The sequence below is a fragment of the Streptomyces sp. SID14478 genome (assembly GCF_010548525.1).
Classification (GTDB): domain Bacteria; phylum Actinomycetota; class Actinomycetes; order Streptomycetales; family Streptomycetaceae; genus Streptomyces.
The window spans coordinates 1-24922 of the sequence record NZ_JAAGMG010000427.1 but is presented as its reverse complement, the minus strand read 5'-3'; the positions used below and the strand labels follow the sequence as shown (position 1 = coordinate 24922).

23 protein-coding genes and 1 pseudogene are annotated in these 24922 nt (G+C 71.8%); 7 read left to right on the top strand and 17 right to left on the bottom strand.

Annotated features, from left to right (window positions below; all coding sequences use genetic code 11):
- Positions 1 to 3: 3 nt before the first annotated feature.
- The 12 genes from G3I40_RS13980 to G3I40_RS13925 form a co-directional block, all read right to left on the bottom strand.
- A complete protein-coding gene (locus tag G3I40_RS13980) occupies positions 4 to 450 on the bottom strand; it encodes a hypothetical protein (protein WP_164302481.1) in 447 nt (148 codons plus the stop codon).
- A 208-nt stretch (positions 451 to 658) separates the two neighbouring features.
- Positions 659 to 1966 carry a type VII secretion-associated serine protease mycosin gene (gene mycP / locus G3I40_RS13975; RefSeq protein ID WP_164302480.1) on the bottom strand — a complete coding sequence of 436 codons (1308 nt, stop codon included), beginning with the start codon at positions 1964 to 1966 and terminating at the stop codon, positions 659 to 661.
- Between the two features lie 29 nt (positions 1967 to 1995).
- Entirely contained in the window at positions 1996 to 3657 is a 1662-nt protein-coding gene (locus tag G3I40_RS13970; RefSeq protein WP_164302479.1) for a WXG100 family type VII secretion target, read from the bottom strand.
- 1 nt (position 3658) lies between these two features.
- The gene (locus tag G3I40_RS13965; RefSeq protein WP_343244924.1) at positions 3659 to 4186 is read right to left on the bottom strand and encodes a hypothetical protein; all 528 of its coding nucleotides are present in this window, start codon (positions 4184 to 4186) and stop codon (positions 3659 to 3661) included.
- A gap of 1079 nt (positions 4187 to 5265) precedes the next feature.
- Positions 5266 to 6000: a VIT family protein gene (locus tag G3I40_RS13960; RefSeq protein WP_164302478.1), complete on the bottom strand. Its 735-nt coding sequence runs from the start codon at positions 5998 to 6000 to the stop codon at positions 5266 to 5268.
- Positions 6001 to 6025: 25 nt separating this feature from the next.
- A complete protein-coding gene (locus G3I40_RS13955; RefSeq protein ID WP_164302477.1) occupies positions 6026 to 6667 on the bottom strand; it encodes a hypothetical protein in 642 nt (213 codons plus the stop codon).
- On the bottom strand, positions 6664 to 7014 hold the full coding sequence (locus G3I40_RS13950) for a hypothetical protein (RefSeq protein WP_164302476.1): 351 nt from the start codon (positions 7012 to 7014) through the stop codon (positions 6664 to 6666). The genes G3I40_RS13955 and G3I40_RS13950 overlap by 4 nt, the downstream gene beginning before the upstream one ends.
- The gene (locus tag G3I40_RS13945) at positions 7004 to 12280 is read right to left on the bottom strand and encodes a caspase family protein (RefSeq protein ID WP_164302475.1); all 5277 of its coding nucleotides are present in this window, start codon (positions 12278 to 12280) and stop codon (positions 7004 to 7006) included. The genes G3I40_RS13950 and G3I40_RS13945 overlap by 11 nt, the downstream gene beginning before the upstream one ends.
- Before the next feature lie 97 nt (positions 12281 to 12377).
- The gene (locus G3I40_RS13940; protein ID WP_164302474.1) at positions 12378 to 13613 is read right to left on the bottom strand and encodes an amidohydrolase family protein; all 1236 of its coding nucleotides are present in this window, start codon (positions 13611 to 13613) and stop codon (positions 12378 to 12380) included.
- Positions 13610 to 14914: an amidohydrolase family protein gene (locus G3I40_RS13935; protein WP_164302473.1), complete on the bottom strand. Its 1305-nt coding sequence runs from the start codon at positions 14912 to 14914 to the stop codon at positions 13610 to 13612. Before G3I40_RS13935 ends, G3I40_RS13940 begins: the two co-directional genes overlap by 4 nt.
- Before the next feature lie 18 nt (positions 14915 to 14932).
- A complete protein-coding gene (locus G3I40_RS13930) occupies positions 14933 to 15817 on the bottom strand; it encodes an SDR family NAD(P)-dependent oxidoreductase (RefSeq protein WP_164302472.1) in 885 nt (294 codons plus the stop codon).
- Complete coding sequence (locus tag G3I40_RS13925) at positions 15817 to 16614, bottom strand: acetoacetate decarboxylase family protein (RefSeq protein WP_164302471.1); 798 nt, start codon at positions 16612 to 16614, stop codon at positions 15817 to 15819. The genes G3I40_RS13930 and G3I40_RS13925 overlap by 1 nt, the downstream gene beginning before the upstream one ends.
- A 132-nt stretch (positions 16615 to 16746) precedes the next feature.
- Here G3I40_RS13925 and G3I40_RS13920 point away from each other — a divergent pair, with 132 nt between their 5' ends.
- The 6 genes from G3I40_RS13920 to G3I40_RS13895 all read left to right on the top strand — a co-directional run bounded on the left by G3I40_RS13920 (position 16747) and on the right by G3I40_RS13895 (position 22213).
- Positions 16747 to 17379: a helix-turn-helix domain-containing protein gene (locus G3I40_RS13920; RefSeq protein ID WP_164302470.1), complete on the top strand. Its 633-nt coding sequence runs from the start codon at positions 16747 to 16749 to the stop codon at positions 17377 to 17379.
- Between the two features lie 67 nt (positions 17380 to 17446).
- The gene (locus G3I40_RS13915) at positions 17447 to 18439 is read left to right on the top strand and encodes a DEDDh family exonuclease (RefSeq protein ID WP_164302469.1); all 993 of its coding nucleotides are present in this window, start codon (positions 17447 to 17449) and stop codon (positions 18437 to 18439) included.
- Between the two features lie 87 nt (positions 18440 to 18526).
- On the top strand, positions 18527 to 18760 hold the full coding sequence (locus G3I40_RS13910) for a hypothetical protein (RefSeq protein WP_164302468.1): 234 nt from the start codon (positions 18527 to 18529) through the stop codon (positions 18758 to 18760).
- A 54-nt stretch (positions 18761 to 18814) separates the two neighbouring features.
- Complete coding sequence (locus G3I40_RS13905) at positions 18815 to 19609, top strand: SURF1 family protein (RefSeq protein WP_164302490.1); 795 nt, start codon at positions 18815 to 18817, stop codon at positions 19607 to 19609.
- Positions 19610 to 19658: 49 nt separating this feature from the next.
- Positions 19659 to 21452 (top strand): glycoside hydrolase family 15 protein, encoded by a 1794-nt coding sequence (locus tag G3I40_RS13900; RefSeq protein WP_164302467.1) that lies wholly within the window; start codon positions 19659 to 19661, stop codon positions 21450 to 21452.
- A gap of 5 nt (positions 21453 to 21457) precedes the next feature.
- Positions 21458 to 22213, top strand: a complete 756-nt coding sequence (locus tag G3I40_RS13895; protein ID WP_164302466.1) for an SDR family oxidoreductase — start codon at positions 21458 to 21460, stop codon at positions 22211 to 22213.
- A 66-nt stretch (positions 22214 to 22279) separates the two neighbouring features.
- Here the strand turns inward: G3I40_RS13895 and amaP are convergent, their stop codons facing one another.
- From amaP to G3I40_RS13870, 5 genes are read right to left on the bottom strand one after another with little or no spacing between them, the layout of a single operon-like run.
- Positions 22280 to 22867: an alkaline shock response membrane anchor protein AmaP gene (gene amaP, locus G3I40_RS13890; protein WP_164302465.1), complete on the bottom strand. Its 588-nt coding sequence runs from the start codon at positions 22865 to 22867 to the stop codon at positions 22280 to 22282.
- Positions 22864 to 23520 carry a DUF6286 domain-containing protein gene (locus tag G3I40_RS13885; RefSeq protein ID WP_164302464.1) on the bottom strand — a complete coding sequence of 219 codons (657 nt, stop codon included), beginning with the start codon at positions 23518 to 23520 and terminating at the stop codon, positions 22864 to 22866. Before G3I40_RS13885 ends, amaP begins: the two co-directional genes overlap by 4 nt.
- On the bottom strand, positions 23517 to 23861 hold the full coding sequence (locus G3I40_RS13880) for an iron-sulfur cluster assembly protein (RefSeq protein WP_164302463.1): 345 nt from the start codon (positions 23859 to 23861) through the stop codon (positions 23517 to 23519). The genes G3I40_RS13885 and G3I40_RS13880 overlap by 4 nt, the downstream gene beginning before the upstream one ends.
- Before the next feature lie 3 nt (positions 23862 to 23864).
- On the bottom strand, positions 23865 to 24050 hold the full coding sequence (locus G3I40_RS13875) for a hypothetical protein (protein WP_127830364.1): 186 nt from the start codon (positions 24048 to 24050) through the stop codon (positions 23865 to 23867).
- Between the two features lie 40 nt (positions 24051 to 24090).
- Entirely contained in the window at positions 24091 to 24561 is a 471-nt protein-coding gene (locus G3I40_RS13870) for an Asp23/Gls24 family envelope stress response protein (protein WP_164302462.1), read from the bottom strand.
- A gap of 126 nt (positions 24562 to 24687) precedes the next feature.
- Here G3I40_RS13870 and G3I40_RS13865 point away from each other — a divergent pair.
- A pseudogene (locus G3I40_RS13865) lies at positions 24688 to 24922 on the top strand (nucleopolyhedrovirus P10 family protein); the annotation flags it as partial.

Genomic DNA, 24922 nt, shown 5'->3' with positions numbered 1-24922 from the left:
AGATCACCTGGCCCAGCCGGGCTTGTTGGGGGTGTGCACGCCGCCCACCTTGTCCTTGACCTTGTGGTCGGTCTCTCCGAACTTCTTGCCCGTCTTGCCGAGCGTGTCGTGCAGGTGGTCGCATTCGTCGCGGACCGAGGTCAGACGAGCTTCCCAGGTCGGCTGGATCTCCTTGAGCGCGGCCGTGCAATCGAAACCCTCAGTACCACCACCGATACCGTCGTCCGACTTCTTCAACCCGGTCAGGCCGTTGTCGGTGGAGGTGCGCAGTTCCTTGGCCACGCGGGCAGCGCCCGTCCACGGGGTGTCGGTGATCAGCAGATCGGGGCCGCCGCTGCCCGTGGTGGGTGTGGAGTACCCCCCGTCGACGGAGGCGCTGTTGAGGTGCATGTGTGCCGTATGTCTGTCAACAGCCGCGCTCTTGAGCTGCTCCCATTCCTCCCACGCCATGCGCGGTCTCCTCCCCGTTTCCCCCAGGGCCGTTACCGAGGGGGTACCTCGTTCCCACTCGTGCGGTGATGGCGTGCGGTGGTCGATCAGCACGCTACGGCCGCGCCGGATCAGATGCGTCCGTGCGATCACTCAAATCCGGGACTGAGTATCTGTACCCAGAGCCGTCACATCGGCAGGAAACACACGGGCCGGGCCCAGGTGTGGCCTAATACGGTCGGTGTTCGTCCTGCGGATTCGTACTGGCCGGGCCGTATGACGACGGAGGGCCGTACGGCGGCTGCGAGTGGCCAACCTGTCCGAATCCCGCCGTACGCTTGCGGCGCCGCATCACCACGAAGCCGGCGAGCGCACCCATCACAACTACAGCTCCGGCGCCCGCGGCTACCCACGTCGTAGTCCCCTGCGAAGAGCTGTCCTTGACCCCGGCCGCCTGGTGCTCCTCGCCGACGTGACCGGTGGACGACGATGCCGACGGAGCCGCCGAAGCTTTCGCCGGGAAGTCCGGCAACGGATACTCGTCGGCCGACCCGGGGTCGCCGGGCTTGGTCATCGCGATCCGGGGGCGGACGATGCCGTAGCCGATCGCGTCCGTGCGCTTCGAACCGTCCACGGGTGCGCCGATGGTGTTCAGCATGACCCGCAGTACCTGGTTGTTGGTCCAGTTGGGGTGCGCAGACCAGACCAGGGCGGCGCTCGCCGACGCCAGCGCCGTCGCGTCGCTGGTTCCGTGCGTGCGGCACACGCCCGTCTCGCCGCCGCACGCGGCAACCATGTCTTCTCCCGGGGCTGCCATATCTACCTGGGATCCGTACTCGGACTCCTCGGTCTTCTTGAGGTCTTTGCCGACCGCGCCGACGGCTACGACGCCAGGGGTCGCCGCGGGGTACATCACGGGGTTGCCGTCGCCGCCGTTATTGCCGACACCGGCAAACACCAACGCCCCCTTGTCCAGAGCGTGGGTGACGGCGTCGGTCATGGCGCGACTGCTCGCAGGAATCGCCTGCGAGACGTTGATGATCTTGGCCCCCGCGTCAGCCGCGTAGCGAATGGCGACGGGGATTGCCTGAGCCAGGTCCTGGTCACCCTCAGCCTGGCTCTGACCGTCCTTACGGGGCAGCCGTACGGGGAGGATTTTCGCACCTGGCGCCAGGCCGAAGGAACCTGTGGTGGCCCCCCGTGCGCCGGTGCCAGCAATGAGCCCGGCCATGCCGGTGCCGTGCCCGTCGTAGTCCGTGCGCGCGTCACCGGGCTTGTCGTCGGCCAGGTCCTTGCCCGGCAGGACCCGGCCGCGGAGGTCGGGGTGGTTGGCGTTGACGCCGGTGTCGATGACCGCGACGGTGATGTTCTTACCGGTGTTGGTCTTCCACATCTGCTCGGCCTTCATGGCATCGAGGAACCACTGACGGTCGCGAATGGAGTCTGCGTGGGCAGGCAGGGCGGCGGCGCCCGTCAGGACCAGTGTGGTGGCGAAAGTTGTGACCGCGCGTCGGACGAGGAGACGTGGGCTGGGCATGGCGAGGTGGGTCCGTTTTCTGCGAGACGTCAGTCGACGGTAGGGGGCACGATACGGCGCCCGTCAGGCAGCCAGGTCTCCTCGGCCTCGGTCAAGAACCCCGGGCGCTGATCACGCCGATCCCCGTTACGACGCTTCTTGTCGTCGCGCTGTGGGATCCCAGCGCCGCCCGCGATGCCGTCGCGCGAAGTCGCGCCACTAAGGACGGCACGCTCGCCGGAGGCCGTACGGACGATGCGCTGCGCGGGAGGAACCCCCATCACGCCTCGTCGCGGCATCGAGGAACGGCCTGCCGACGCTTGTCCCCGAGGCGCTCCGGCCCGTACGACACCTTCCTCGCCCACAGCACCCGGCCGGGCGCCAGACCGCGTTCCGGCCCCAGGACGGCCACCCGTCGTCGAGCCAGTCATGCCCCGGCCTGCCGTCTGCTCGCCATGCCCGTTCCGGCCCACTCCGGACGCCGAGCCACGCCCAGCAGTGGCCTGGCCTTCAGATTCACCGCCTGCGACAGTGCCCCGGTAGGGCGGCGTCCTACCCGTGGACGGTTGGGACGGCCGGCCTCCGACGATTCCCCGCGTACCGTCTGGCGCACGCACGTACGGCGTTGTCCCGGTCGCGCGGCCGGCACCGGGCGTCGTGCCGCGGCCTCCCTCGAAGCCGGACATGCCCGCTCCCGGGCGGGGAGTCGACTGTCCCGGTGTGGACGGACGCGTCGTGCCGACCGTGCGGCCCTGGCCAGGCATCTGGGAGGGACCGGACGGCAGCCGTGCTCCTGAGATCGGGCCGGACCGCCCTGTTCCGGGACCGGTCATCGGCGGCACAGGCATGGTAGGCGTGCTGGGACCACTCGTAGTTGGGCTGTGCGCGGGCGGTGTCACACCCGTGGTAGACGGAGGCGTGTGCGCGGCGGGGAGTGTCCCTGTCGAGTCAAGCCCGGTGTGCGCACTTGGAGTGGGCTCTACATGCGGCGTCTGGCCTGCCGATACGGCGCCTCCATGGGCGCTCACGGCAGAGTGCATGTGAGCCGCCGCACCTCCCGCCCCATGGCCGGACACCGTCGTGCCTGAGCGAGCACCACCACCGCCGGCTCCGCCACCTGCCGCGCCAGGGAGTGCCTCATTGGAGCCGCCACCATTAATGTCTCGCCCTTGGTTGGGGAGCACCGCGTCCGGCGGCGGTGGAACCTTGGGCGGCTTGAGCGCGGTCATCCGCTCCGCCGACTGCTCGTAGGCCTGCCCTAGCTTGGTCATCTCGTCGGCAGCCTGCTGACGCACCGCTTCCTTCTGCCCCGTCGCCTTCGCCAACACCTTCACTGCGTCGGGGTCGTTCGAGGTGGCCTTCGCCGCGTCGATGTTGGCCTGCGCACCGCCGTCGTCACGCGGGATCGACGACTTCGTGCGAGCGATGGCGTCCGCGGTGTGGGAGAGGAAGTTTCCGGATTCGGAGCTGTAGTCGGCGATCCGCAGCGTCGCGTTCGCGAGGTCGCCGCCCCACGCGCGGAAGGAGTCGGCGCCCTGGCCCTTCCACTCCACGTACTGCGGGCGGGTCTTCAGCTCCTCGGCGATCTTCTCGATCTCCTTGGCCGCCGCCAACAGCTTGTCGGCACCGGCTTGCACGATCGCAGGATTGGCCTTGTCGAGCCAGGCCAGCATCTCCTCGTGGGACATACCGGCGAACGGATCGTTGCCCATCTCAGATGCCTCCCGCGGTGCCGCTGCCCGACGCGTCCGCCGTGGGCGAGCTGCTCCGGTCGCCGTTGTTGTCGCCCGATTGCTTGGACAGGTCAGGGACGTACTTGCCGCCGAAGTTCTTCTGGGTGTGCGCCGCGATGGCGTGCAGCCGGTCGCGGACGTCGGCATCCACGTTCTCGTAGCCCTTATGTGAGGCGAGTACCGCGATGCCCATGCCCTCGATGGAGTCCGAGAGGAGTTTGGAGAGCTTCTCCAGCTCGCTGATCACCTTCGCGTGCGCGGTGCCGAGCGCGTCGGCTGAGCCCCACGCGCCATCGCCTCCGCCGAAGTTCCCACGGCCCGGCTGATCCGTGCCGACCTGGTGCGCACTGGCCGGCGATGCCTTGAGGTCATGGATGAGTACGTCGATACGCTTTTGGAACGCAGTGAACGACGTCAGCTCCGTCATCACATCCGCAGCGGCGCCCGCGGCGTCCTTCGCCATGTCGAAGACGCCCGACACCCATGAGCTGCTGTCCCCCGTGGGCACATGCCCTCCTCGAACATCCCCTGCGGCTGCTCAGCCAACTCCCGTGACAGTAGTCGCGGCTGCACCACGATGCCTGAGTACTCATACTCAGGACGCGTCCCGCCGGGAAGAACGGCGCGAAGCTTTTCCCCCAGCGAGCGTCGGGAGGTGGCTCAATACGCCTTGTAGCGCTCGGCCTTGATGAGCTTGATCTTGTTGCCCTTGGCGCAATCCTGCTTCTCCTCCTCCCCACCTCCGTCCGGCGGAGGTGGGGAGGTCGGACGGAGTGAGGGTCAGCCGACCGGGGGAGGACGGACGACTTCACTGAGTGCCTTCTCCGCTAGAAGCTGCCGTTAGAGAGCACGTCTCCGTTGGCGCTATAGACGGTGACGAGACCGTTCCACCGTCGCGGAACTCGGCTCCCTCAGGGGTGATCAGTGCATAAGTGCTGGTGGTCATGGTGTGGGCTGATCCTTTTCGGTGCGTACGCGGGCAATGAGGAGCCCGGCTATGTAGCCGATAACGGTGGTCTGGACAAGGAGGACGGCGAGGATCGCCGCGGGGGGACGTGGGCGGCGGGCGCCACGGAGTCGGGTGTTACATCCCCTCAGGTCCACCGAGGAGATGTGGGTTTTCCCGCACGTGGGTCTTTGGTGCTCCGGTAGTAGGCGGCGATGCCGGTGTGGCGGAGCTGGTGGTACTCCATGCTCACGCCGACGCCCCTGGCGATCCCTGCGACCGCTCCCGAGAGGTGGCCGGGACTGACGGACCACAGAGGGCCTGAGGTAATGCGGTGGAGTTTCGCGTACCGCAAGATGTACTCGAACAGAGACTCCGGGGCTCGTCGGGTGATGGTGTAGCCCATTTTCCCGGTGACGGTGGTCTTGCCGGTGGACTCGTCGAGGTACTCCCGAGCGAGTTTGGCTGTCTCGAAGGCGCGCCACGCGAGCTCGTCACCGATGCGGCCCCACAGGGCACCTTCAAGCCCTCCGCCCTCAGCGCCGTGTGGGTGACTTCGCGGTCCGCCGCCGTGAGCGGTCTCGGCGAGTACTCGGGGCCAATGGACGGTTGCCGGTGCGCGGCATAGTGCGGCCCGCGGCTCAGGCCCCTGCCGCTCCCAGCAACGACCCCGCCGCATACGTGACCGCCATCGCCAGCGCTCCCCCGCCCACGTTGCGCCACACCGCGGGCCGCACCGCCGCGCTGCCCAGGCGCGCGCTGCCCAGGCCCGTGAAGGCGAGTGCGACGAGCACGGAGACGACGGTGACCGCGAGGCGCCAGCCGGAGGGCGGCAGCACGATGGCGAGCAGCGGGAGCAGGGCGCCGGCGGTGAACGCGAGGAAGCTGGCCCAGGCGGCGTGCCAGGGGTTGGTGAGCTCGTCGGGGTCGATGCCGAGCTCCACGCGCGCGTGGGCGCGCAGCGCGTCCCGCTCGGTGAGCTGTTGTGCGGCCTCGCGCGCCACCTCGCGACTGAGCCTGCGGCCCTCCAACAGCTCGGTGAGTTCCTCCAGTTCGGCTTCGGGCTGCTCCTTCAGTTCGCGCCTCTCCATCGCGAGCGCGGCCTTCTCGGAGTCGCGCTGCGTGGACACCGACACGTACTCGCCCGCGGCCATCGACATCGACCCGGCGAGCAGTCCCGCGAGTCCCGCGGTCAGCAGCGCGCTGCGGTCGTCGGTGGCCCCGGCGACGCCGACGACGAGGCCTGCGGTCGAGACCACGCCGTCGTTGGCGCCCAGGACCGCGGCACGCAGCCAGTTGAGCCGCGAGCCGAGCGCGCCGCCGTGGGCCTCGTCATGGGCCTCGTCATGGGTGGTCGTTGCCTGGGGATCTGTCACGGGGTGAGCATGGCACCCCGTGCGCTCAGCAGGAGGCGACCGGCACGACTGTGCGGATGGTGCGCGCGGTCATCGTGCGCACGACGCCGTCCGCGCCGCTCCCGCTCCCGCTCCCGCGGAGCGTCACCCCGTGCATGTCGCTCATGACGAACTCTCCGCAGACGGTCCGGCCCTCGACGGTGGTCACGCGCACGTACGCGGTCCCGCCCCTCGTCGTGCCCTGCGTCTTCTCGTCGGCGGCAGGACCGACCCAGCTCACCGCGACCGCCGCGACGACCAGGACCAGCCCGGCCACGGACGCGCGCCGTGCGCGCGTCAACGCGTCATGGGTCCGCTCGACCTCGTCGAGCACCGCGGCGAAGAGCCGGTCACCGGTCAGCCAGACCTGGGCGCCGGGGCGGCCGTGCGCGGCGCGCACCGCGCTCAGCGCTCCCGCGAGCAACAGCGCGAAGGCGGCGACGAGGAGGGCCGCGGTGCTCCAGCGCCACGCCGTCGGCAGCCCGGCGACGGACTCCCTGCCCTTGATCACGAAGACGGCGCCGACGAGTCCGGTGAGCCCGGCGAGGCCGTTGCGCCAGCCCTCCGCCTGCTGCCGCGCCGCCGCCAGTTGATCGACCTGGAGCTGCTGTCCGAGCTGGGCGAACCGCTTCTTGGTCAGGTCGGTCACGTGCCCGCACCGCCCGCACCGCCGGGCGCCGGGGGCGGCGGCACGGGGACGTCCCAGAAGGCCCCGCACCCGGTGTCGGGGGACTCGGGCGGACGGTCCGGGTGGGGGTAGCCGCACTGGCAGAAGACGGTGATCGCTCCGGTCAGCGGTTCCGGCGCGGCGCGGCGTCGGCGCAGCCCCTTGGCGGGGCCGAGCACGCCGTGCGCGACGCGGAAGACGCTCGTGGCCCGGCACGTCGGGCACGGCCCGGTGACGGTGTACCAGCGGCCGTCCTCGGACCGCCGCACCTCGAAGGCGGCGTCGGCGGCCAACTCCCGCTCCTGGAACGGAGTGAGGTCATGAGACATGTCGCTGCTCCTCATCGGGGGTGTCCCCGTCCGCCCCGAAGAGCCGGGGCTCCGGCGTCGGCGCGGGCTCGGCGGGGCACCGTTCGGGCAGGGTGTACCCGAACAGCGGGGCGTACCGGGCGAGTTGACCGTAGACCCAGGCGGTGCTCTCGCCGACCTCGCGGGCGGCGACGGCCACGTGCCGCTCGGGGACCTCGCCCCGCACGGCGGGCGCCCGTCCGGTGAAGTGCTCGCTGAGGACGATCAGTTCGCGCCAGCCGGGAACGCCCTCCACCTCGCAGCGCCGGACCTGGAGTTGGACGCCGAGGGGGCGATAGAGCGCGGCCCGGTCCCAGGCGTCCTGTACCGACCAGCCGAAGCGGGCGGCCACCCGCAGCAGGTCCATCGGGGTCACGGGCCGGTCGCCGAGCAGGTCGTCCTCGAACATCGCGCTGTCGTGCGGGGTGGGGCGGAGGTCGCGCCATTGCCCGTCCTGGTCGTCCACCTCGTGCCAGGGGGCACCGAGCGGGGCGTAGCGGCTGATGGCGTGCAGGCTCTCCGCCAAGGTGCAGTTCTCACGGCGGGCATGCGTCAGGAGGTGGGTGATGCCAGCGCCCGCGCGCCAGACGAACCTCTCCCCTGTCGCACTGCCCCACTCGCGGGCGACGCACGCCTCCGCATCGGGCACCGAAGGCCTCGCCTCGGCGAGTCGGTCCCTGCAGGCGGGGTCCAGGGACACGGCGAAGCCCACGAGGGGGCCGAGTGCGGCGAGCCGTTCGGCGACGTCGCCGACGGCACGGTCGGTCAGCGCCGCCAGGATCAGCGCGTACTTCCCGTCGAACCGCTTCGGGCCGAGCGGCGGCATGAGGTCCGTGGACCCGAGACCGTCGTCGAAGGCGGCGTGTCTCGTGTACCGGATTCTCTCGGACACCAGGTCCATGTCGCTCTGCGCGAGGCCTCGCCAGGCGGTCACCAGATCTGCGGCGGACTCCGGCACGAGCCCGAGCCGCGCCAGTGAGGCGAGAGCCTCGGCGACCGACCGGTCGTCGCCGCCGACCTGTCGCACCTTGTGGGCCAGCGTGAGGAGCGGCAGCGGGGTGGCCCGCGACATCCACTCGCTGTCACCCCCGAGGGATCCGTCTTCCTTGCCCAGGATCTCGACCTCCAGCCGGCTGAACTCCCGGTCCGCCGTCGCCCCGGGGTCCGCGTACGTCAAGCCTTGGGCCGCGAAGGCCCAGCCGTGACGTGCTATCAGCTCCCGCACCGTCAGCGACATCCTGTCGGCGAACACGACCATCGCCGCCGGCGAGACCTCCTCGTTGGTCATGTATTCCGGTATGTCCATCTCGGCCAGCACTCGCCGTGCTCCGGGGTCGCCCTCCGGTTCCCGCCACGGTTCGCCCGGCCCCTCCTGCGTGGGGACCCGGCCGGCGACCGCCGGCTCGCCGGACAGGCCCAGCCACGCGTACGTGGCGAGTACCCGCTGGTACACGTCGTCGGAGGGCCTGTCCTCCCGCGACCACGTCCGCCACGTTTTGGCGGGGCCGGCGAACCGCGGGTGCCAGTGCAGCACTTGGAGGTCCTCGGCGTCGGCGACCTCGGACTCCGGGGCCGCGGACGCCTCGTCCGGCACGTCGAGAAGGAACCCCGCCGCGGCGAGGCGCCGGGCTCGCGCCAGCGCCTCCCGCAAGGGGATCCCCGGCGAGGCGGAGAACTTGCGCAGCACCTCCAGGGGGCCGTCCGAATAGCCGCGGTCGAAGCGCCCCGCGCGGAGGAACAGGTAGACCAGGAGCCCGTCGTACTCGCCCCTGCCCACGAGGTCGCGGTCCACGGCGTCGAACTGCACGGCGTACGCCGCGTCCAGGTCGCCGACCTCCGGGAGCGCCGCTCCCACCACGGCGTACTTCCTGATCCCCCGCAGGAACTCCCCCAGGGTGAACGGCTCGCCGGCAGGGGGCAGTTCGGACCAGAGCAGACCGTTCAGATCGGTCGCTCGCAGCGAGCCACTGCCCCGCACGATGCCGGGCCGGGGATACCCCGTCGAGACGCGGGGCAGGGGAAGTTGGTCCCACCATTTGGCGGGCATCAGTCCCGCGTCCCGCAGCACCGCGGCCCGCCATGGCATCAGATGTTCGCTCCGGAAGGTCCTCGCGTACCTGTCCGTGGTCAGCTCGCGGTCCACCGCCACGTACCCGACCCGGCGGAAGGGCACCGTCGCCGACCTGGCCCAGGTCAGGGCGCTGCGTACGTGGGCGTCGGCGGCGAGGAGCCGCTCCGCGACGTGCACCACACCGCCCGGTACGGCGCGGCCGAACTCCCACAGCCACTCCAGTGACATCCAGTCGGGCACGTCGAAGTCGGCGCACGCCCGCTCGACGATCTCGACGGCGTATTCCTGGTCGTACGAGAGGACCCGCTCCCGGTTGGTGCTGAGATCCGGCGCGTGGCTCTCCCTGAGGTCGATCACGCACCCGTGGGGCAGGAAGATCCGGTCGAACTCGCCGGTCCCCGGCCACCGGGGCAGATCGTCCCGCTCCCGGCGCGAGGGGCCGCCCGGCGGGTCGTCCTTCTCCTTCAGCGTGGTCACGGCGATCCCGTCCGCCAGCAACTCCCCCTCCCCGGGCACCCACCAGACGTCCCGCCCCGCCCGCACCGGCCTCTCCCCGTCCCCGTGGTAGTACAGCCGGTCCGGCTCCCAGCGCCGCACGCACTCCCCGTCGCGCTCGACCCGCATCGCGAAGTCCGAGCGCCACACCAGGCGGCCCAACTCCTCCGCCACGTCCACGGGTTCACCCTGGAGGTAGAGGCGTACGCGGGTGCCTCCGTCCGGCAGCGTCCCGGCGCGGTCCCTGATCCGGAACAGGCTGCCGGACGAGGCGACGTCGACGCGCAGGCCCCGGCCGGACTCCGCGCGGCCGACCTCGTCCGTGGCCCGGGTCTCGATCCGCAGCTCGTCGGCCAGCATGAAGTAGCTGAACACCCCGATGCCGAACCGGCTGTTGGGATAGATCCCGAGGTCGGGGTCGGCCCGGCGCCAGCGGGCCTGCTCCTGACGGTAGGCACGGGACTGCTCGAAGCGGCGCCCCGCGCGGGCGAACGTTCCGCGCAGCGTGGCGCGTCCCATCCCCACGCCGTTGTCCTCCACCTCCACGTAGCGCCGCCCGTCGGGGTCGGCGCCCTCGCGGAAGACGATCGTGCCCTGCCACGTGTAGGGGATGTCCTGCGCCGCCTGCCCGTAGCGCAGCCGGGCCTGCCGGTAGCGGCAGGCGTCGAGCGCGTTCTGGAACAACTCCCGCAGGGCGATCCGGCGATCGCCGTACAACTGCGTGCCCATCAGCAGCTCGCGCATCTCGTCCTCGGCCAGACCGAAGCGCATCAGCGGTGTGCCGTACGCGTCCGTCCGGCTCACCGGGTCGTACTCGGGCCGCAGCCGGTGGCAGGTGATGCGCTCGGGCAGATGCGCCGGCAGGTCGGCGAGGAGCGCGGAACCGGCGTGTCCCCGGATCCGCTGGGTCGCCTCGTCGGCCCAGCCGACCAGCGTCTCCAGCGCGGCGTGCACCGCCGGGTGCGGGCACTGCAGATCCAGGTCGAGGGCGCGCGAGTACGGGTCGCGCACCCAGTTCAGCCCCCGGATGCCGGACACGGCCTGGCCGGGGAGCAGTCCGTCCGTGACCCCGACGCTGTCGACCAGCACCCCGGGCAGCTCCGTGAGATCGGCACCGAGCAGTCCCGCCACCGCGACCAGCCAGGACAGGGCGCGCGGGCGCCAGCGCTCCGTTTCGCCCTCCACGCACCCCGGGGCGCCGCTGGTGACGAGCCCGTCGATGCGCCACCTCTGCTCGAGCGCGTCCCCGTCGTCGGAGGGCCGCGGCGGGACCACGCCGAGGTGCCGGCACACCTGGGCGAGTTCGGCGGTGAGTTCGCCGGCCCGCGCGGGGGCGGCGCTCTCGCCGAGCAGGGCGGCGGCCAGTGGCGCGAGGAGTTGCGGGGCGTAGGTGCCCCACAGGCCCTCCTTGCCGCTGACATGGCGGTGCAGGAGCCACGCGGCCACGGCGGTCGCGTCCTCGCCTCGCTCCCGGTCCGCGAGTTCGCGCCCCTTGCGCCAGGCCAGGGCGTGCGCCGCGAAGGTGTGCTCCAGCTCGACGCGCTCGGGGCGCCGCCCCTGCGCCCCGTGGGCGGGCTCCAGCCGGAAGGGGTCGGCGGCGAGGGTTTCCTTGATGCCCATCGCGCGGACGGCGTCCCGCACGAAAGGGGCGGCCACGAGGGCGGCGAACTCCCCGGCGTCGAGCAGCGGTCCGCCTTCCGTCTGCGACGGCGCCAGCAGCGGCCGCAGTCCCTGTTTCAGTACGCGTACGGGATAGTCGTCGTCGGCCCACGGGTCGGTGACGCCCGCGCGCGCACCGGCGCTCCATCGCGCGCACTCGGTGACGAGCCTGCCGAGCGCCTCGCGCACGTGCTGCTTGCGGGGTTCCGTGCCCTTCACCGCCGCCCAGAGCTGTGGGTCGTGCACGGCCGCCCGCCAGCTCTCCTGGAGCATGCGCCCCGCGCACAGCTCGACGCGCGCGATGGCGTCCGGTCCGCTCGGCGCGTAGTGGGCGGTCGGCGTCTGCTCGTGCCGTGCGCCGCGGGCGAGTTCGGCGGTGCGGGTGGTGGTGTACCTGATGACGTCGGCCACCGTCTTCGGGGAGGTGTCCGCGTGCAGTGCCTCGGCGAGGGCCCTGGTGAAGTGGCTGCCTTCCCGCTCGTCGCTCCCGCACAGCTGGCCGGGTCCGCAGCCGAACAGCACCGCCACCCGCTCCCGCCACGAGGGGAAGTTGGTGGCGGGCCCGCCGTGGGAGCCGCTCTCGGGCCGGGCCGGATCGCGGCAGGCGTCGACGGTGAGCAGCACGGTGTCGGCCTGGCAGCCCTTCAGGAGCGATGTGAGATCGAGCCCGATCAGGGTGTCGCCGTCCACCTCGGGCGGATCGTCGACCCAGCTCAACTGGGCGTCGCACGGCACGAGATGGTCCGACCCGTCGAGAGACAGGCCGTGGCCGGTGAAATGGATCAGTACCGTGGCGTCCGGCGGCGCGGTGCAGCAGATCCGGCTGATCGCACTGCGGATCCTGGACCGGCTCGCGGGCTTGTCGGGGGCCAGTCCGAGCAGTTCGACGGTGAAGCCGGACGTCTGCAGCGCCGCGCCCAGGTGCTCCGCGTCCTTGTGCACCGCGCCCGTCAAGTCCGGGAATTCGTCGGGCAGTTCGTACCGCGGCACCGCGATGACCAATGCGCGCCTGTTGTCCCCCATGCCCCCGGCCTCCCCCTGTGACCTCCGTCACCACCACGTGTGGATCAGGATGCCACAGGGGTCGGACAAGCCCCGGGTCAACGGCCGGGTCCGGCTCTCACCAGACCCGCACCGACGCCCCCGGCGCGAACACCGGGCTCGTCGCGTCGGCCGGCGGCTCCTTGAGGGGTTCGTCGATCTCGGCGACGGTCGGACCCACGCGGGCCGCGATCGCGTCGAGGGCGGCGAGGTCGAAGCCGTAGACGCGGGCCGCGTTGCCGCCGACCATCGCGGCGATCTCCTCGCGGGGCAGGCCCGCGTAGGCGATGCGCAGTCCTTCGCGGGTGTACGGGTACGTGCCCTCGTCGTGCGGGTAGTCGCTGCCCCACATGATCTTGTCGAGGCCGATGCGGTCCCGTAGCGGCACTTCATGGGGGCGCATGAAACTCGCGCCCACGTAGCAGTTCTCCTGCCACACAGTGGAAGGGCCCTTGCCCATCGCATCGGCGAGCCCCGCACCGAACTTGGACTCCGCGGTGTTCGCCTTCGTAGCGGCGCGCACGAGACGGCCGTGGTAGTAGTCCAGCATGTCGAGCACGCCCGGGATCCAGCCCGAACCCTGCTCCGTGAGGACGAGGTTGAGGTCCGGGTACTTGCGGAAGGCGCCGCCGAAGACGAGGTGCCACAGGGCGCGGTGCGAGAACCAGGTCGTCTCGACCATGAAGACCGCGCGGGCGGCCGGTTCCTCGCCGAGCGGCGGGGAGGCCGAGCCCGCGTGGTGGTTGACCGGGACGCCCAGCTCGGCGCAGGTCCGCCAGATCGGGTCGTACGTCGCCGAGTACAGCTCGGGCAGGCCCGAGCCCGGGGGCGTACCGGGCAGCAGCAGGCCGCCCTTGAGGCCCGCTCCGGCAGCCCAGCGGATCTCCTTCACGGCCTCCTCGACGTCGTTGAGGAGGATCTGGAAGACGCCCGCCCTGCGGCCCGGCGCGGCGGCGCAGAAGTCCGCCAGCCACCGGTTGTGGGCGCGCAGGCCCGCCCAGCGCTGCGCGAACTCCTCGCGCGTGGGCGCCGGTGCCATGAGTGACGCCGACGGGAAGAACGGCGGGATGGTGTTCGGGAAGACGACCTCGGCGACGATGCCGTCCCGCTCCAGCTCGGCGACGCGCCGGTCGGAGTTCCAGTTGCGGTCGGCGGTGTCGGCGAGCAGGTCCTCGTAGGGGTTCACGTAGGTGGCCGCCCACGCGTCGAAGGCGTCGTGGTGCCGCGCCTCCAGGTACGGCCTGTAGTCGAGGAGATCGGCGCCCGCGTGGCAGTCCGCGGAGATCACCGTGTACCTGTCTGCGGAAGAGGTCATGGGGTCACCCCGAGGGTCGGGAAGTCGTGGTCGGTCAGCCAGTGCCTGCCCACCTCGCGCGAGCGTGCCCAGGACGCCTCGACGGCGCTCTGGTCGGCGTCCTGGCCGAGGTCGGCCGGGGTCGGGCCGATGCGGGCCGCGAGGGGCGCCAGCTTGTCGGTGTCGAAGCCGAAGACGTCCGCGGCCGCGAGCCCCAGCATGCGCCGCGTCTCGGAGACCGGGATGTCGTGGAAGGTCTTCTGCAGCCACGCGCGCGTGTCCGGCCACGTCCCTTCGGGGTGCGGGAAGTCGCTGCCCCACAGGATGTTGTCGACGCCGATCTCGTAGCGCTGGGCGAGTTCGCGGCGCTTGGTGTTGGTGGCGCAGATGAAGACCTGCCGGTCCAGGTACTCGTGCGGTGAGCGCTTCAGCTCGGCGAACGGGGAGAGCTTCTTGCCGCCGTGCGCGCCCAGGTAGAGGCGGTCCATGAACCACAGCAGGTTCGGCAGCCACCAGCAGCCCGACTCGGCGACACCGAACTTCAGCCCGGGATGCCGCTCGAAGACACCGGACCAGAGCAGGAACCACAGGGGGCGGGCGGGCCACCACGTCACTTCGCTCACGTAGATGCCGAGGTGGTCGCCGTACTCGTGGCGCGGCGCCGCGCCCGAATGCGTCACGACGGGCATCGCGCATTCGGCCGCCGCCGCCCACACGGGGTCGTAGCGGCGCGCGTGGTAGGGGTCCTTGTCGACCCACATGGAAGGGATCATCAGGGCGCCGAGCCCCGACTCCTTGGCGCGGTGCACCTCGGCCACGACCTTGTCCGGGTCGGCCGTGAGGGGCAACAGCGCGACGCCGCAGTGCCGTTCGGGGTTCTGCCCGACGAACTCGGCGAGCCAGCGGTTGTGCGCCTGGGCGCCCGCCATGCCGAGCTCGGGGTCCTGGTCGCCGGACAGGCCGAGCCCGACGCCGAACGGCGCGGCCGTCTGGCTGTCCACGGCGTCCGCGTCGGGGAAGACGACCTCGGCGGCCACCCCGTCGCCGTCGAGCTCCTTGAGGCGCTGCGCGGCGTCCCAGCCGCCGCGCAGGCCCTCCTCGTTGTCGGAGAACCACTTGGCGGCGAAGGCGTCGTTGCGGATGCCGAGCCGCGTCGCCTCCTCGCGGCGCTTGTCCCGCTCGCCGAGGAACTCGTCGAAGGCGCGGTGGAAGCGGCTGTCCAGATAGGGCCGGTACTCCTCGGTGGGCAGTCCGGCGTGGCAGTCGGAGGAGATGATCAGGTACGGGTCGTTCTGCTGCGCCGCGTTCTGCTGAGCCGACATCACACATCCCTCACGTTCTCAGTCGAGAATGAAGCTCTCCAGGTACGCCGGGTTCGCCCGGTCCAGCATCGACTGCGAGCGCGCCCGGATCTGCCGGTCGGAGTGCTCGCTGAGCGGGAGCATCCAGAACCGGTCCGCCGCGATGCCTTCCGCGACGAGGTCAGCGACCTGCTCCACGGGCGTGAACTCGATCTCCTGGCCGGCCTCCTTCATGGCGGCCTCCCACTGGTCGAGGCTGCGATAGGGCGTCTTGCGGGGGCGCTCCTTCGCGTACTGGTCGGGCCGGTTGCGGTGCGACTCCCACAGGCCCGTACGCAACATGTGGGGGCCGGGGAACAGGACGGACGCGCCCACGCGCGCGTGCTCGGCCTTCAGGTGCGCGTACAGCGACTCCGTCATCGTCACGACGGCCGCCTTCGTGACGGCGTACACGGAGGCGGTGGGCAGCGGGGCGATCCCGCCGTCCCCGGAGGACGTGTTGACGACGTGCCCGGGCTCGCCGCCCTCGATCATGCGCGGCACGAACGCCTGGATGCCGTGGAAGACGCCCCACACGTTGACCGCGAACGCCCACTTCCAGTCGTTGGGCTCGTGCTGCCACATGCGGCCCTCGGCGCCGGACCCGACACCGGCGTTGTTGCACAGCACGTGGCAGGCGCCGAAGGTCGCGTACGTGTCCTCGGCCAGGGCCATGACCTGCTCGCGGTCACCGACGTCGACCACGCGCGCGTGCACCGTCGCACCGTCCGCCCGCAGTCCCTCGGCCGCGCTCTCCAGGGCGTTCTTCTCCACGTCCGCGAGCACGACCTTCAGGCCGTCCGCCGCGAACCGGCGCGCCATGGCGAGCCCGATGCCGCTCGCCGCGCCCGTGACGACGGCGACCTGCCCGGCTTCCAGCCGCATCAGACGCTCCCCTCGGGCGGACCGTCGAGGATCTGCTGCGGGTCGTCGTAGCGCTGGTGGATGTACGGGAGCAGCGCCTGCGCGCTGACGCGTTCGACGACCTTGCCGCTCTGGTCGGTGGTCTTCTCCCCGATGGTGATCTCCACCAGGGTGCGTACGGGAAGGTCGGCGATCGGGTCGTACATGGACTCGCGCAGCACGACGTCGCCGGTGATCCGCTCCAGCTTCCTGACCTTCTCGTTGCGCACGCAGTGCACGAGGACCGGATCGGCGTCGAAGCCCGAACCGTCCACCGCGGGAAGGAACTTGAAGTAGAAGTCCGTCTTCTGTGACGGCTCGGGGACCGCCAGGCTCTCGCTGACGGCGCCCCGCACCTCCACGAACTCGATGCCGTGCCGGGCCAGCGCCGCCCGCACCACGAGCCCGTCGCGCTCCACCGTGACGTCGCCGAGCTTCTTCGGCTCGCCGAAGACCTCACGGCCGCCGATCAGGGCCCGCTCGTGGGTCATCGGCATGACGAGCGGGTACCAGCCCGCCACCGCGCCGTGCTCGGCGGCGACCGCGACGGACCCCGCGCCCAGGGGGTATCCCGGCAGGTCGACCTTGCTGATGTTGACCCGTACCAGGGGCCGCGAGGTGGGCTTGAGCGGCGGCGGCAACACCGCCGCCACGGCGTCCGGGTCGGACTCCCACACGGCGACCACGCCGGTGGACCAGATGTCGGGGAGCTTGCTGCTCGCGGTGCGCGCGGCGGCGATCTCCGCCTCGGTGCGCGCTCCGTACCGTACGCGTGCCATGTCGTACCGCCCTTCCATAAGCCAGGGGTGACTTTGCGGGGGTTCGTTCGTCAGGCGCCTGTAACACAGTTACACCGGCGGCGATGAAGGGTAAAGACACGTGCACGTACGGGAGTGGAGAAGGGGGGCCGGATGGCGCGCGCACCGCTCACCCGCGACGAGGTGCTCGACGCCGCCGCGGCCCTGGTCAAGCAGCACGGCCCGCAGGCGCTGACGATGCGCAAGCTCGCGGCCGGACTGGGCACGGCCGTCACGTCGATCTACTGGCACGTCGGCAACCGCGAGGAGCTGCTCGAAGCCCTCGTCGAGCGCACCGTCGCCGACCTCGGCGAGATCCGGCCGCGCGGCGCGAGCCCCCAGGAGCGCGTCGTCTCCGTCGCCCGGGCGCTGCGCCGTCGGCTGCGCGCCCATCCGCATCTGGTGGCGATGGTCCACGAGCGCGGCCTCACCGAGCGCATGTTCCTGCCCGCGCAGCAGGCCCTGGTGCACGAGGTGCACGCGGCGGGGCTGCGCGGAGCCCGCGCCGCCGAGGCGGTGCGGGCCGTCCAGTTCCAGGTCGTCGGGCACGTCCTGGTCGAGCGGAACCGCGAGCGCTCCCCCGTGCAGCGTCCCGGCGAGGACGAGCTGTGGGCCGAGCGGAACCTGGCCGCCGCCGAGGACGACCGGGCCCTCGCCCGGGTGCTCGCCGCGCCGGTGGATCCGGAGCGCCTGTTCACCGCCTCCGTACGGGCGCTGGTGAAGTCCCTCCTGGAGGCGGGCACTTGACCCGCGCGGGCGCGCTACGGGCGGGCGGCGACAGAGCTGTCAGTGACGGCCCGTATCCTCAGGGACCATGCTCGAAGACCGCCCGACCGCTGCGCCCGCAGCCCCTTGGCCGACCGCGTACCCGAAGGGATACGCGGTCGTCGACGTGGAGACCACCGGACTCTCCAGGGACGACCGGATAATCTCGGCCGCCGTCTACCGCCTCGACGCGCAGGGCCAGGTCGAGGACCACTGGTACACGCTGGTCAACCCGGAGCGCGATCCCGGTCCGGTCTGGATCCACGGTCTGACGACCGACGTGCTGTCGGGCGCGCCGCTGTTCCCGGAGATCGCCGAGGAGTTCGCCACGCGCCTGGACGGCCGCGTCCTGGTCGCGCACAACGCGGTGTTCGACTGGTCGATGATCGCCCGGGAGTACGCGCGCGCCCAGCGCACCGCCCCGGTCCGCCAGCGGCTGTGCACCATCGCGCTCTCCAAGGAGCTGGGCCTGCCGCTGCCCAACCACAAGCTGGAGTCCCTCGCCGCGCACTTCGGCGTCGTACAGGAGCGCGCGCACCACGCGCTCGACGACGCGCGCGTGCTCGCGGAGGCGTTCCGCCCGAGCCTGCAGGCGGCCGCCGCGGGGAACGTGCGGTTGCCGCTCCTGGAGTGCCGCCCGCTCACCGAATGGGTCGACCAGTCGGGCTCGTCGGTGCCGCGCCAGTCGCAGCCCGCGTACCGCGGTGGCGGCGCGGGCAGTTGGCGCCCCTCGCGCAAGCGGCCGCCGTGCCCGCACCCGAACCCCGGCCGGTACGAGACGGGCAAACCGCTCAAGCAGGGCATGCGGGTCGCGTTCTCCGGGGACACGTCCGTCGACCGGGAGCTGCTGGAGGACCGGGCCGTCGACGCGGGACTGCACGTGGCGACGAGCCTGTCCCGGCTGACCAGCCTGCTGGTGACCAACGACCCGGACGCGTACACGTCGAAGGTGGTGAAGGCCAAGCAGTTCGGGACCCCGGTCATGGACGAGGCGGCCTTCGGGCAGCTGCTGCAGGACGTGGCACCGGCGGACGGTTCCTGAGCGCGCGGGGCGACAGACGGGTGATTGCGGGGCGACTCGCCCCGCGCCCGCTCGCCCGGCGCGCCCCGGACGCCCACCCTGTGGCGCATGGCACGTTGTGAGGTTTGCGGAAACGACTACGGCATGTCGTTCGAGGTGCACGCGCAGGGCGCGATCCACGTCTTCGACTGCTTCTCCTGCGCCATCCACCGCATGGCACCCATCTGCGAGCACTGCCGGTGCCGCATCATCGGGCAGGGCGTCGAGGTCGACGGACACTGGTTCTGCGGGGCGCACTGCTCGCGCGCGGAGGGGAAGGTGGGCATCGTCGACAACGTCTGAGTACCGGACACACCCCCCTGAAAACACCCCGTGGCCGAGCTGTACGGTCATGGGGTGTACCGCTTCCTGTTGACCCGGCAGTGGGTGATCCTCACCCTGGTCGCCCTCGTCCTCATCCCCACGATGATCCGGCTGGGCATCTGGCAGATGCACCGCTACGACGAGCGTTCCGCCCGCAACCAGCTGGTCACCGACGCGCTCAACGCCAAGCCCGTGCCCGTCGAGGGGCTGACGGAGCCGGGACACACCGTCACCAGCGACGAGCGGTACCACGCCGTGACGGCGACGGGCCGCTTCGACACCGACGACGAGGTCGTCGTGCGCCGCCGCACCAACTCCAACGACGAGGTCGGCTACCACGTGCTGACCCCGTTCGTCCTCGACGACGGCAAGGTGCTCCTGGTCAACCGGGGCTGGATCCCCGACGACGACACCGACCAGTCCACCTTCCCCGAGGTCCCCGCGCCGGCCCGTGGCGAGACCACCGTCACCGGGCGCCTGATGCCCGACGAGACGACCGCGGCGAGCGGCATCAAGAACCTCTCCGGGCTGCCCGACCGGCAGATCATGCTGGTCAACAGCGCGCAGCAGGCCAAGCGGCTCGGCAAGCAGGTGCTCGGCGGCTACATCGCCCAGACGGCCCCCGAGCCCAAGGGCGACACCCCGGAGCTGATCGGCAAGCCCGGCATGGAGGACTCGGCCCTGAACTTCGCGTACGCGTACCAGTGGTGGCTGTTCTCCGCGGCCGTTCCGGCCGGCTGGGTCATCCTGGTCCGCCGCGAACTGCGCGACCGCCGCCGCAAGGCGGAGACCGAGACCACGGACGAGGTCCCGGCCGCCGTCGGCTGAGCCGCAGATTTCATGCAGTCCCGGGCCGATGTCGGGGCACTCTGACCACGTGCACCCAAACATCGAGGACTACGCCCTCATCGGCGACGAACAGACCGCGGCCCTGGTCGGCCGGGACGGCTCCGTCGACTGGCTGTGTCTGCCACGCTTCGACTCACCCGCGTGTTTCGCCGCCCTGCTCGGCGACGAGGAGAACGGCCACTGGCGCCTGGCGCCCAAGGGCGCCGGCGCCTGTACCCGGCGCGCCTACCGGCCCGGCTCCCTCGTCCTCGACACCGAGTGGGAGACCGACGAGGGCCACGTCCGGATCACCGACTTCATGCCGCAGCGCGACGACGCACCCGATCTCGTCCGCATCGTCGAGGGGATCAGCGGCCGCGTCACCGTGCGCGGCACGCTCCGGCTCCGCTTCGACTACGGCAACGTCGTGCCCTGGGTGCGCCGCTGCGACGGGCACCGGGTGGCCGTCGCCGGACCGGACTCGGCATGGCTGCGCAGCGAGCCCGAGGTGCACACCTGGGGCGAGTCCTTCGGCACCCACTCCGAGTTCACCGTCGAGGCAGGCGAGAGCGTCGCCTTCGTCCTGACCTGGCACCCCTCGCACGAGCCGCGCCCCGACCTGATCGACCCGCACAAGTCGCTGCGGCACAGCCTGGCCGACTGGCAGGCCTGGGCGGACCGCTGCCGCTACCAGGGCCCGCACCGCGACGCCGTGCTGCGCTCCCTGCTGACCCTCAAGGCGCTCACGTACGCGCCGACCGGCGGCATGGTCGCCGCCCCCACCACCTCGCTGCCGGAGGAGGTCGGCGGCGTGCGCAACTGGGACTACCGCTACTGCTGGCTGCGCGATTCGACCCTCACCCTGGGCGCCCTGGTCTCGGCCGGATACCTGGAGGAGGCCGAGGCCTGGCGCGACTGGCTGCTGCGCGCGGCCGCGGGCGACCCGGCGAAGCTGCAGATCATGTACGGCCTGGCCGGTGAGCGGCGGCTGCCCGAGCAGGAGCTTGGCTGGCTGGACGGGTTCCGCGGCTCACGTCCCGTACGCACCGGGAACGAGGCCGCGCACCAGTTGCAGCTCGACGTGTACGGCGAGGTCGTCGACTCGCTGTCGCTGGCCCGGCGCGCGGGCCTGCCCGACCAGCCGCACGCCTGGCGGCTGCAGTTGGCGCTCCTGGACTTCCTGCAGGAGGCCTGGCGCGAGCCCGACGAGGGGCTGTGGGAGGTGCGCGGGCCGCGCCGCCACTTCGTCCACTCGAAGGTCATGGCGTGGGTCGCCGTCGACCGCACGGTACGCGCCCTGGAGGACGACCCGGACCTCACCGGTGACCTCCCCTCCCTGCGCAAGCTGCGGGACGCCATCCACCAGGATGTGTGCGAGCGCGGCTACGACGCCGAGCGCGGCACCTTCACCCAGTACTACGGCTCGACGGAGCTGGACGCGGCGACGCTGCTCATCCCGCGCGTGGGCTTCCTGCCGCCGGACGACCCGCGGGTGATCGGCACCGTCGACGCGGTGCGCGAGGAACTGGCGCGGGACGGCTTCGTGCGCCGCTACAGCACGGACGACAGCGCCGTCGACGGGCTGCCGGGCGGCGAGGGCGCGTTCCTCGTCTGCTCGTTCTGGCTGGCGGACGCGCTGCACATGACCGGGCGGACGCAGGAGGCCCGGGACCTGTTCGAGCGCCTCGTGGCGCTGCGCAACGACGTGGGGCTGCTCGCCGAGGAGTACGACCCCGGGGCCGGCCGCCAGCTCGGGAACTTCCCGCAGGCCTTCAGCCACATCGGCCTGGTGGGCACCGCGCTGACCCTGTTCGGCGCCACGGGGAGCACAGAGGCAGGATAGGAACCATGGATCTTGGATTGAAGGACCGTGTCTACGTAGTCACCGGCGCCACCCGTGGCCTCGGCAACGCCGCCGCGCGTGAGCTCGTCGCCGACGGCGCGAAGGTCGTCATCACCGGGCGCGACGAGCAGAAGGTGCAGGACGCGGCGGCCGCCCTCGGCCCGAACGCGTACGGGATCGCCGCCGACAACGGCGATCCGCAGGTCGCCGAGCAGCTGATCGCCGCCGCGCGGGATCGGTTCGGCGGCTTCGACGGCATTCTCGTCAGCGTGGGCGGCCCCGCGCCCGGCTTCGTCGCGGACAACACCGACGAGCAGTGGCAGTCCGCGTTCGAGTCGGTGTTCCTCGGGGCGGTGCGGCTCGCGCGGGCGGCCGCGGCCGAGCTCGGCGAGGGCGGCGTCATCGGGTTCGTGCTCTCCGGCTCCGTGCACGAGCCGATCCCCGGGCTGACCATCTCGAACGGGCTGCGCCCCGGCCTCGCCGGGTTCGCCAAGTCCCTCGCGGACGAGCTGGGCCCGCGCGGCATCCGCGTCGTGGGGCTGCTGCCGGCGCGCATCGACACGGATCGTGTGCGCGAGCTGGACGGGTACTCGGCGGACCCGGCCGCCACGCGGACCGCCAACGAGTCCCGCATCCCGCTGCGCCGGTACGGCGCCCCGGAGGAGTTCGGCAAGGCGGCGGCGTTCTTCCTATCGCCGGCCGCCTCCTACCTGACCGGCGTCATGCTTCCCGTCGACGGCGGATTCCGGCACGGGTTCTGATCGGCGCGATCCGCCCGTCCGCACACGCCGGACGGGCGGGTACCCGCCGCGCCGGGGCCGGGAGGGTCAACTCACCCTCTCCGCCCGGTGCTTGACCGCCCGCAGCCGTACTTCCGCGGGGAGCGTCGCGAGGCCCGAGGAGGTCCGCGCCTGGGCGAGCGACTCCTCGCCGAGCAGGTGCAGTGCCTCACCGGGCGCCGCGTGCGGCTCCAGGGTGAGGCGGACGCGGGCCTGCGGTGCCGAGCGGCGGCCGGTCAGGGCGACAGCGGCGCGCTCCACGCCGTCGAGGCTCTCGGCGCCGCTCACCAGCACGCTCTCCAGGGCCCGGCCGCGCAGCAGCGCGCCCTCGCCGTCACCCGTGTCGACCAGTACCTCGCTGAGGCGACGGCGCCGGAACTGCGCCACCAGCCACCACAGGGCGAGCAGCACGACGACACCGAGGACGGCGATCACCGTCGGCCACCACCAGCCCTCGTCCCGCCAGCGCTGCCGGTCCGCGACGCTGAGCAGGACGTCCTTCTTCCCGTCGTGGATCCACCACGACGGCGGCTTCAGCCCGAGCCCGACGGCGAGCACCGAGCCGCCGCCGAGCACCAGGACCAGTCCGAGCAGGCCGAGCACGATCCGGTTCACGGTTTTGAGCACGCCGCTCATCCCTTCTTGCCGGGACGCGCCACGTGCACCGAGAGCCCGGGCGGCGAGGCGAGCCCCAGCTCCCTGATGCCGTCGCCCAGCGAGGCGTCCAAGTCGGCCCGTACGTCGTCGAGTTCACGGAAGTGCGAGACGGCCCGCACGTCCACCTTGGACCACTTCGCGCGCACGCGCACGGACTGCACGCCGGAGACCTCCATGGCCCGGTCGCGCAGCACCATCGCGGCGGCGTCCCGGTGCAGCCCGGCCCGTACGTCGGGATGGGTGCGGCGCATCGCCAGGATGCCGCGCAGACCGGGGGTCACGGCGAGGACGATCAGCCAGATGCCGAGTGCGGCGGCGATGCCCGCGCCGACGAGGACGCCGGTGTCGTCCAGGGGCCGCTCGGCGAGCTCCCGGGCGAGGCTGCGCCGCCACTGCATGGCCGGGCGTCCGGAACGTACCGCCGCGATGTCGTAGAGCAGGACGCCGATGCCGCCGAGCAGCACCAGGGAGGCCAGCGCCGCAGGGACCCGGCGGGCCGACCAGAAGCGGCCGGGTTTCCCCTCGCCCTCCAGGGTCGGGTGCGGTGCGTGGGCAGCCGCGGACGTCGATCGGTCGCCGGGGTCGCCCCCGGCGCGTTCGACGACGGGCAGCCGCTGGGTGGGGTCGCTCACTGGATCCTCCCCCGGTCCGTACCGCGTGTCTGCGCCGTGTGCAGCCGCTCCACCTGGACGGCCACCTCCGGCACTTCCATTCCCGCCAACGCCTTCACCCGCTCGGCGACCTGGCGCCGCACGGCACCGCACTGGGTGCCGATGTCCGCCGGGTAGTCCAGCTCCAGACTGATCCGGACCCGTGCCGTGTCGTGGTGCACGGTCACCGTGGCGTGCGGCGGCGCGCCGTCGTCCGGAACGGCGTCCAGTGCCTCACGTGCCGCGTACGCGGCGATCTTGGCGACGACCCGGTCGGCGATCCGGGTCGCGCCACGCTCGGCAGGCGCGACCTGTGCCGCCATGGGTCACCGCCGCCGGTCGCCGCGGGTACGGAAGAACTCGCCGGGTTCCAGGTCCCCTTCGAGGAACCGCCCGGCGACGAAGCCGATGGCGCCGAGTGCTGCCACCAGCAGGAAAGCCCCGAAACCGCCGAAGTATCCGGCGAACCCCAGAGCCATGCCGGCGATCATGCCGATCACGGCCAGATTCATCGTGCGCTCCTCTTACGTCTCCCGGATGCGGGCCCGGCTGTCATTGGAGCCGTGACTCCGGCTCTTCGTCCTCCTCGTCCGGCAGCTTCACGTCGCTGACGGCGATGTTCACCTCGACGACCTCGAGCCCGGTCATGCGCTCGACGGCCGTGATGACGTTCTCGCGCACGTCGCGCGTGGTGTCCGCGATCGACACGCCGTACTCGACGACGATCTCCAGGTCGAGCGCGGTCTGCACCTCGCCGACCTCGGCCTTCACGCCGCGCGAGACGGACTTGGTGCCGCCGGGCACCCGGTCGCGGACCGCGCCGAACGTACGGGACAGGCCGCTGCCCATCGCGTGGACGCCGTCGACGTCGCGTGCCGCGAGGCCGGCGATCTTCTCGACGACCCCGTCGGCGATGGTCGTCCGCCCTCTGCTCGCGGGGTCACCACCGCCCCGCTTGGTCACGTTGGTCTTCCCTGCGGAGGCCACGGGCGCCTCGCCCGGCTGCTGCGCGGTGTCGCTCATCGGGCCGTCCCCTCTGTGCGGGAGATCGACCCTCTGTGAGGTCGATCTTCGAAGAGTGCTGCTTTCTTTTGCCCACATTAAGTGCGGTTACGCGGCACCGCGCCCGGGATGCGGCAGCCTGGGGCAATGACGGTAGACCGATGGGCACAGGCAGTAAGGCAGCAGCTCGGCGTCGGCAGATTGCTCCCGTTGGGCAAGGCGGGTGACGGGGCGTGGATCACGGAGCCGGCGGCGCAGGCGGTACTGCGGCGGGCGGCGGCGCAGGTGCGCGGCGCACGGCTGGTTTCCCTGCGGCTGTCCCTCGCCGATCCCGACGGGACGTACGAGGCCGCGGTGCCGGCCCCGCCGAGCGCGCCGGCGC

Bases quoted from the DNA above. Each gene is read 5' to 3' on its own strand.
- G3I40_RS13980 (WP_164302481.1), bottom strand. From the start codon at position 450: ATGGCGTGGGAGGAATGGGAGCAGCTCAAGAGCGCGGCTGTTGACAGA.
- mycP (WP_164302480.1), bottom strand. From the start codon at position 1,966: ATGCCCAGCCCACGTCTCCTCGTCCGACGCGCGGTCACAACTTTCGCC.
- G3I40_RS13970 (WP_164302479.1), bottom strand. From the start codon at position 3,657: ATGGGCAACGATCCGTTCGCCGGTATGTCCCACGAGGAGATGCTGGCC.
- G3I40_RS13950 (WP_164302476.1), bottom strand. From the start codon at position 7,014: ATGTCTCATGACCTCACTCCGTTCCAGGAGCGGGAGTTGGCCGCCGAC.
- G3I40_RS13945 (WP_164302475.1), bottom strand. From the start codon at position 12,280: ATGGGGGACAACAGGCGCGCATTGGTCATCGCGGTGCCGCGGTACGAA.
- G3I40_RS13940 (WP_164302474.1), bottom strand. From the start codon at position 13,613: ATGACCTCTTCCGCAGACAGGTACACGGTGATCTCCGCGGACTGCCAC.
- G3I40_RS13935 (WP_164302473.1), bottom strand. From the start codon at position 14,914: ATGTCGGCTCAGCAGAACGCGGCGCAGCAGAACGACCCGTACCTGATC.
- G3I40_RS13930 (WP_164302472.1), bottom strand. From the start codon at position 15,817: ATGCGGCTGGAAGCCGGGCAGGTCGCCGTCGTCACGGGCGCGGCGAGC.
- G3I40_RS13925 (WP_164302471.1), bottom strand. From the start codon at position 16,614: ATGGCACGCGTACGGTACGGAGCGCGCACCGAGGCGGAGATCGCCGCC.
- G3I40_RS13920 (WP_164302470.1), top strand. From the start codon at position 16,747: ATGGCGCGCGCACCGCTCACCCGCGACGAGGTGCTCGACGCCGCCGCG.
- G3I40_RS13915 (WP_164302469.1), top strand. From the start codon at position 17,447: ATGCTCGAAGACCGCCCGACCGCTGCGCCCGCAGCCCCTTGGCCGACC.
- G3I40_RS13910 (WP_164302468.1), top strand. From the start codon at position 18,527: ATGGCACGTTGTGAGGTTTGCGGAAACGACTACGGCATGTCGTTCGAG.
- G3I40_RS13895 (WP_164302466.1), top strand. From the start codon at position 21,458: ATGGATCTTGGATTGAAGGACCGTGTCTACGTAGTCACCGGCGCCACC.
- amaP (WP_164302465.1), bottom strand. From the start codon at position 22,867: ATGAGCGGCGTGCTCAAAACCGTGAACCGGATCGTGCTCGGCCTGCTC.
- G3I40_RS13880 (WP_164302463.1), bottom strand. From the start codon at position 23,861: ATGGCGGCACAGGTCGCGCCTGCCGAGCGTGGCGCGACCCGGATCGCC.
- G3I40_RS13875 (WP_127830364.1), bottom strand. From the start codon at position 24,050: ATGAATCTGGCCGTGATCGGCATGATCGCCGGCATGGCTCTGGGGTTC.
- G3I40_RS13870 (WP_164302462.1), bottom strand. From the start codon at position 24,561: ATGAGCGACACCGCGCAGCAGCCGGGCGAGGCGCCCGTGGCCTCCGCA.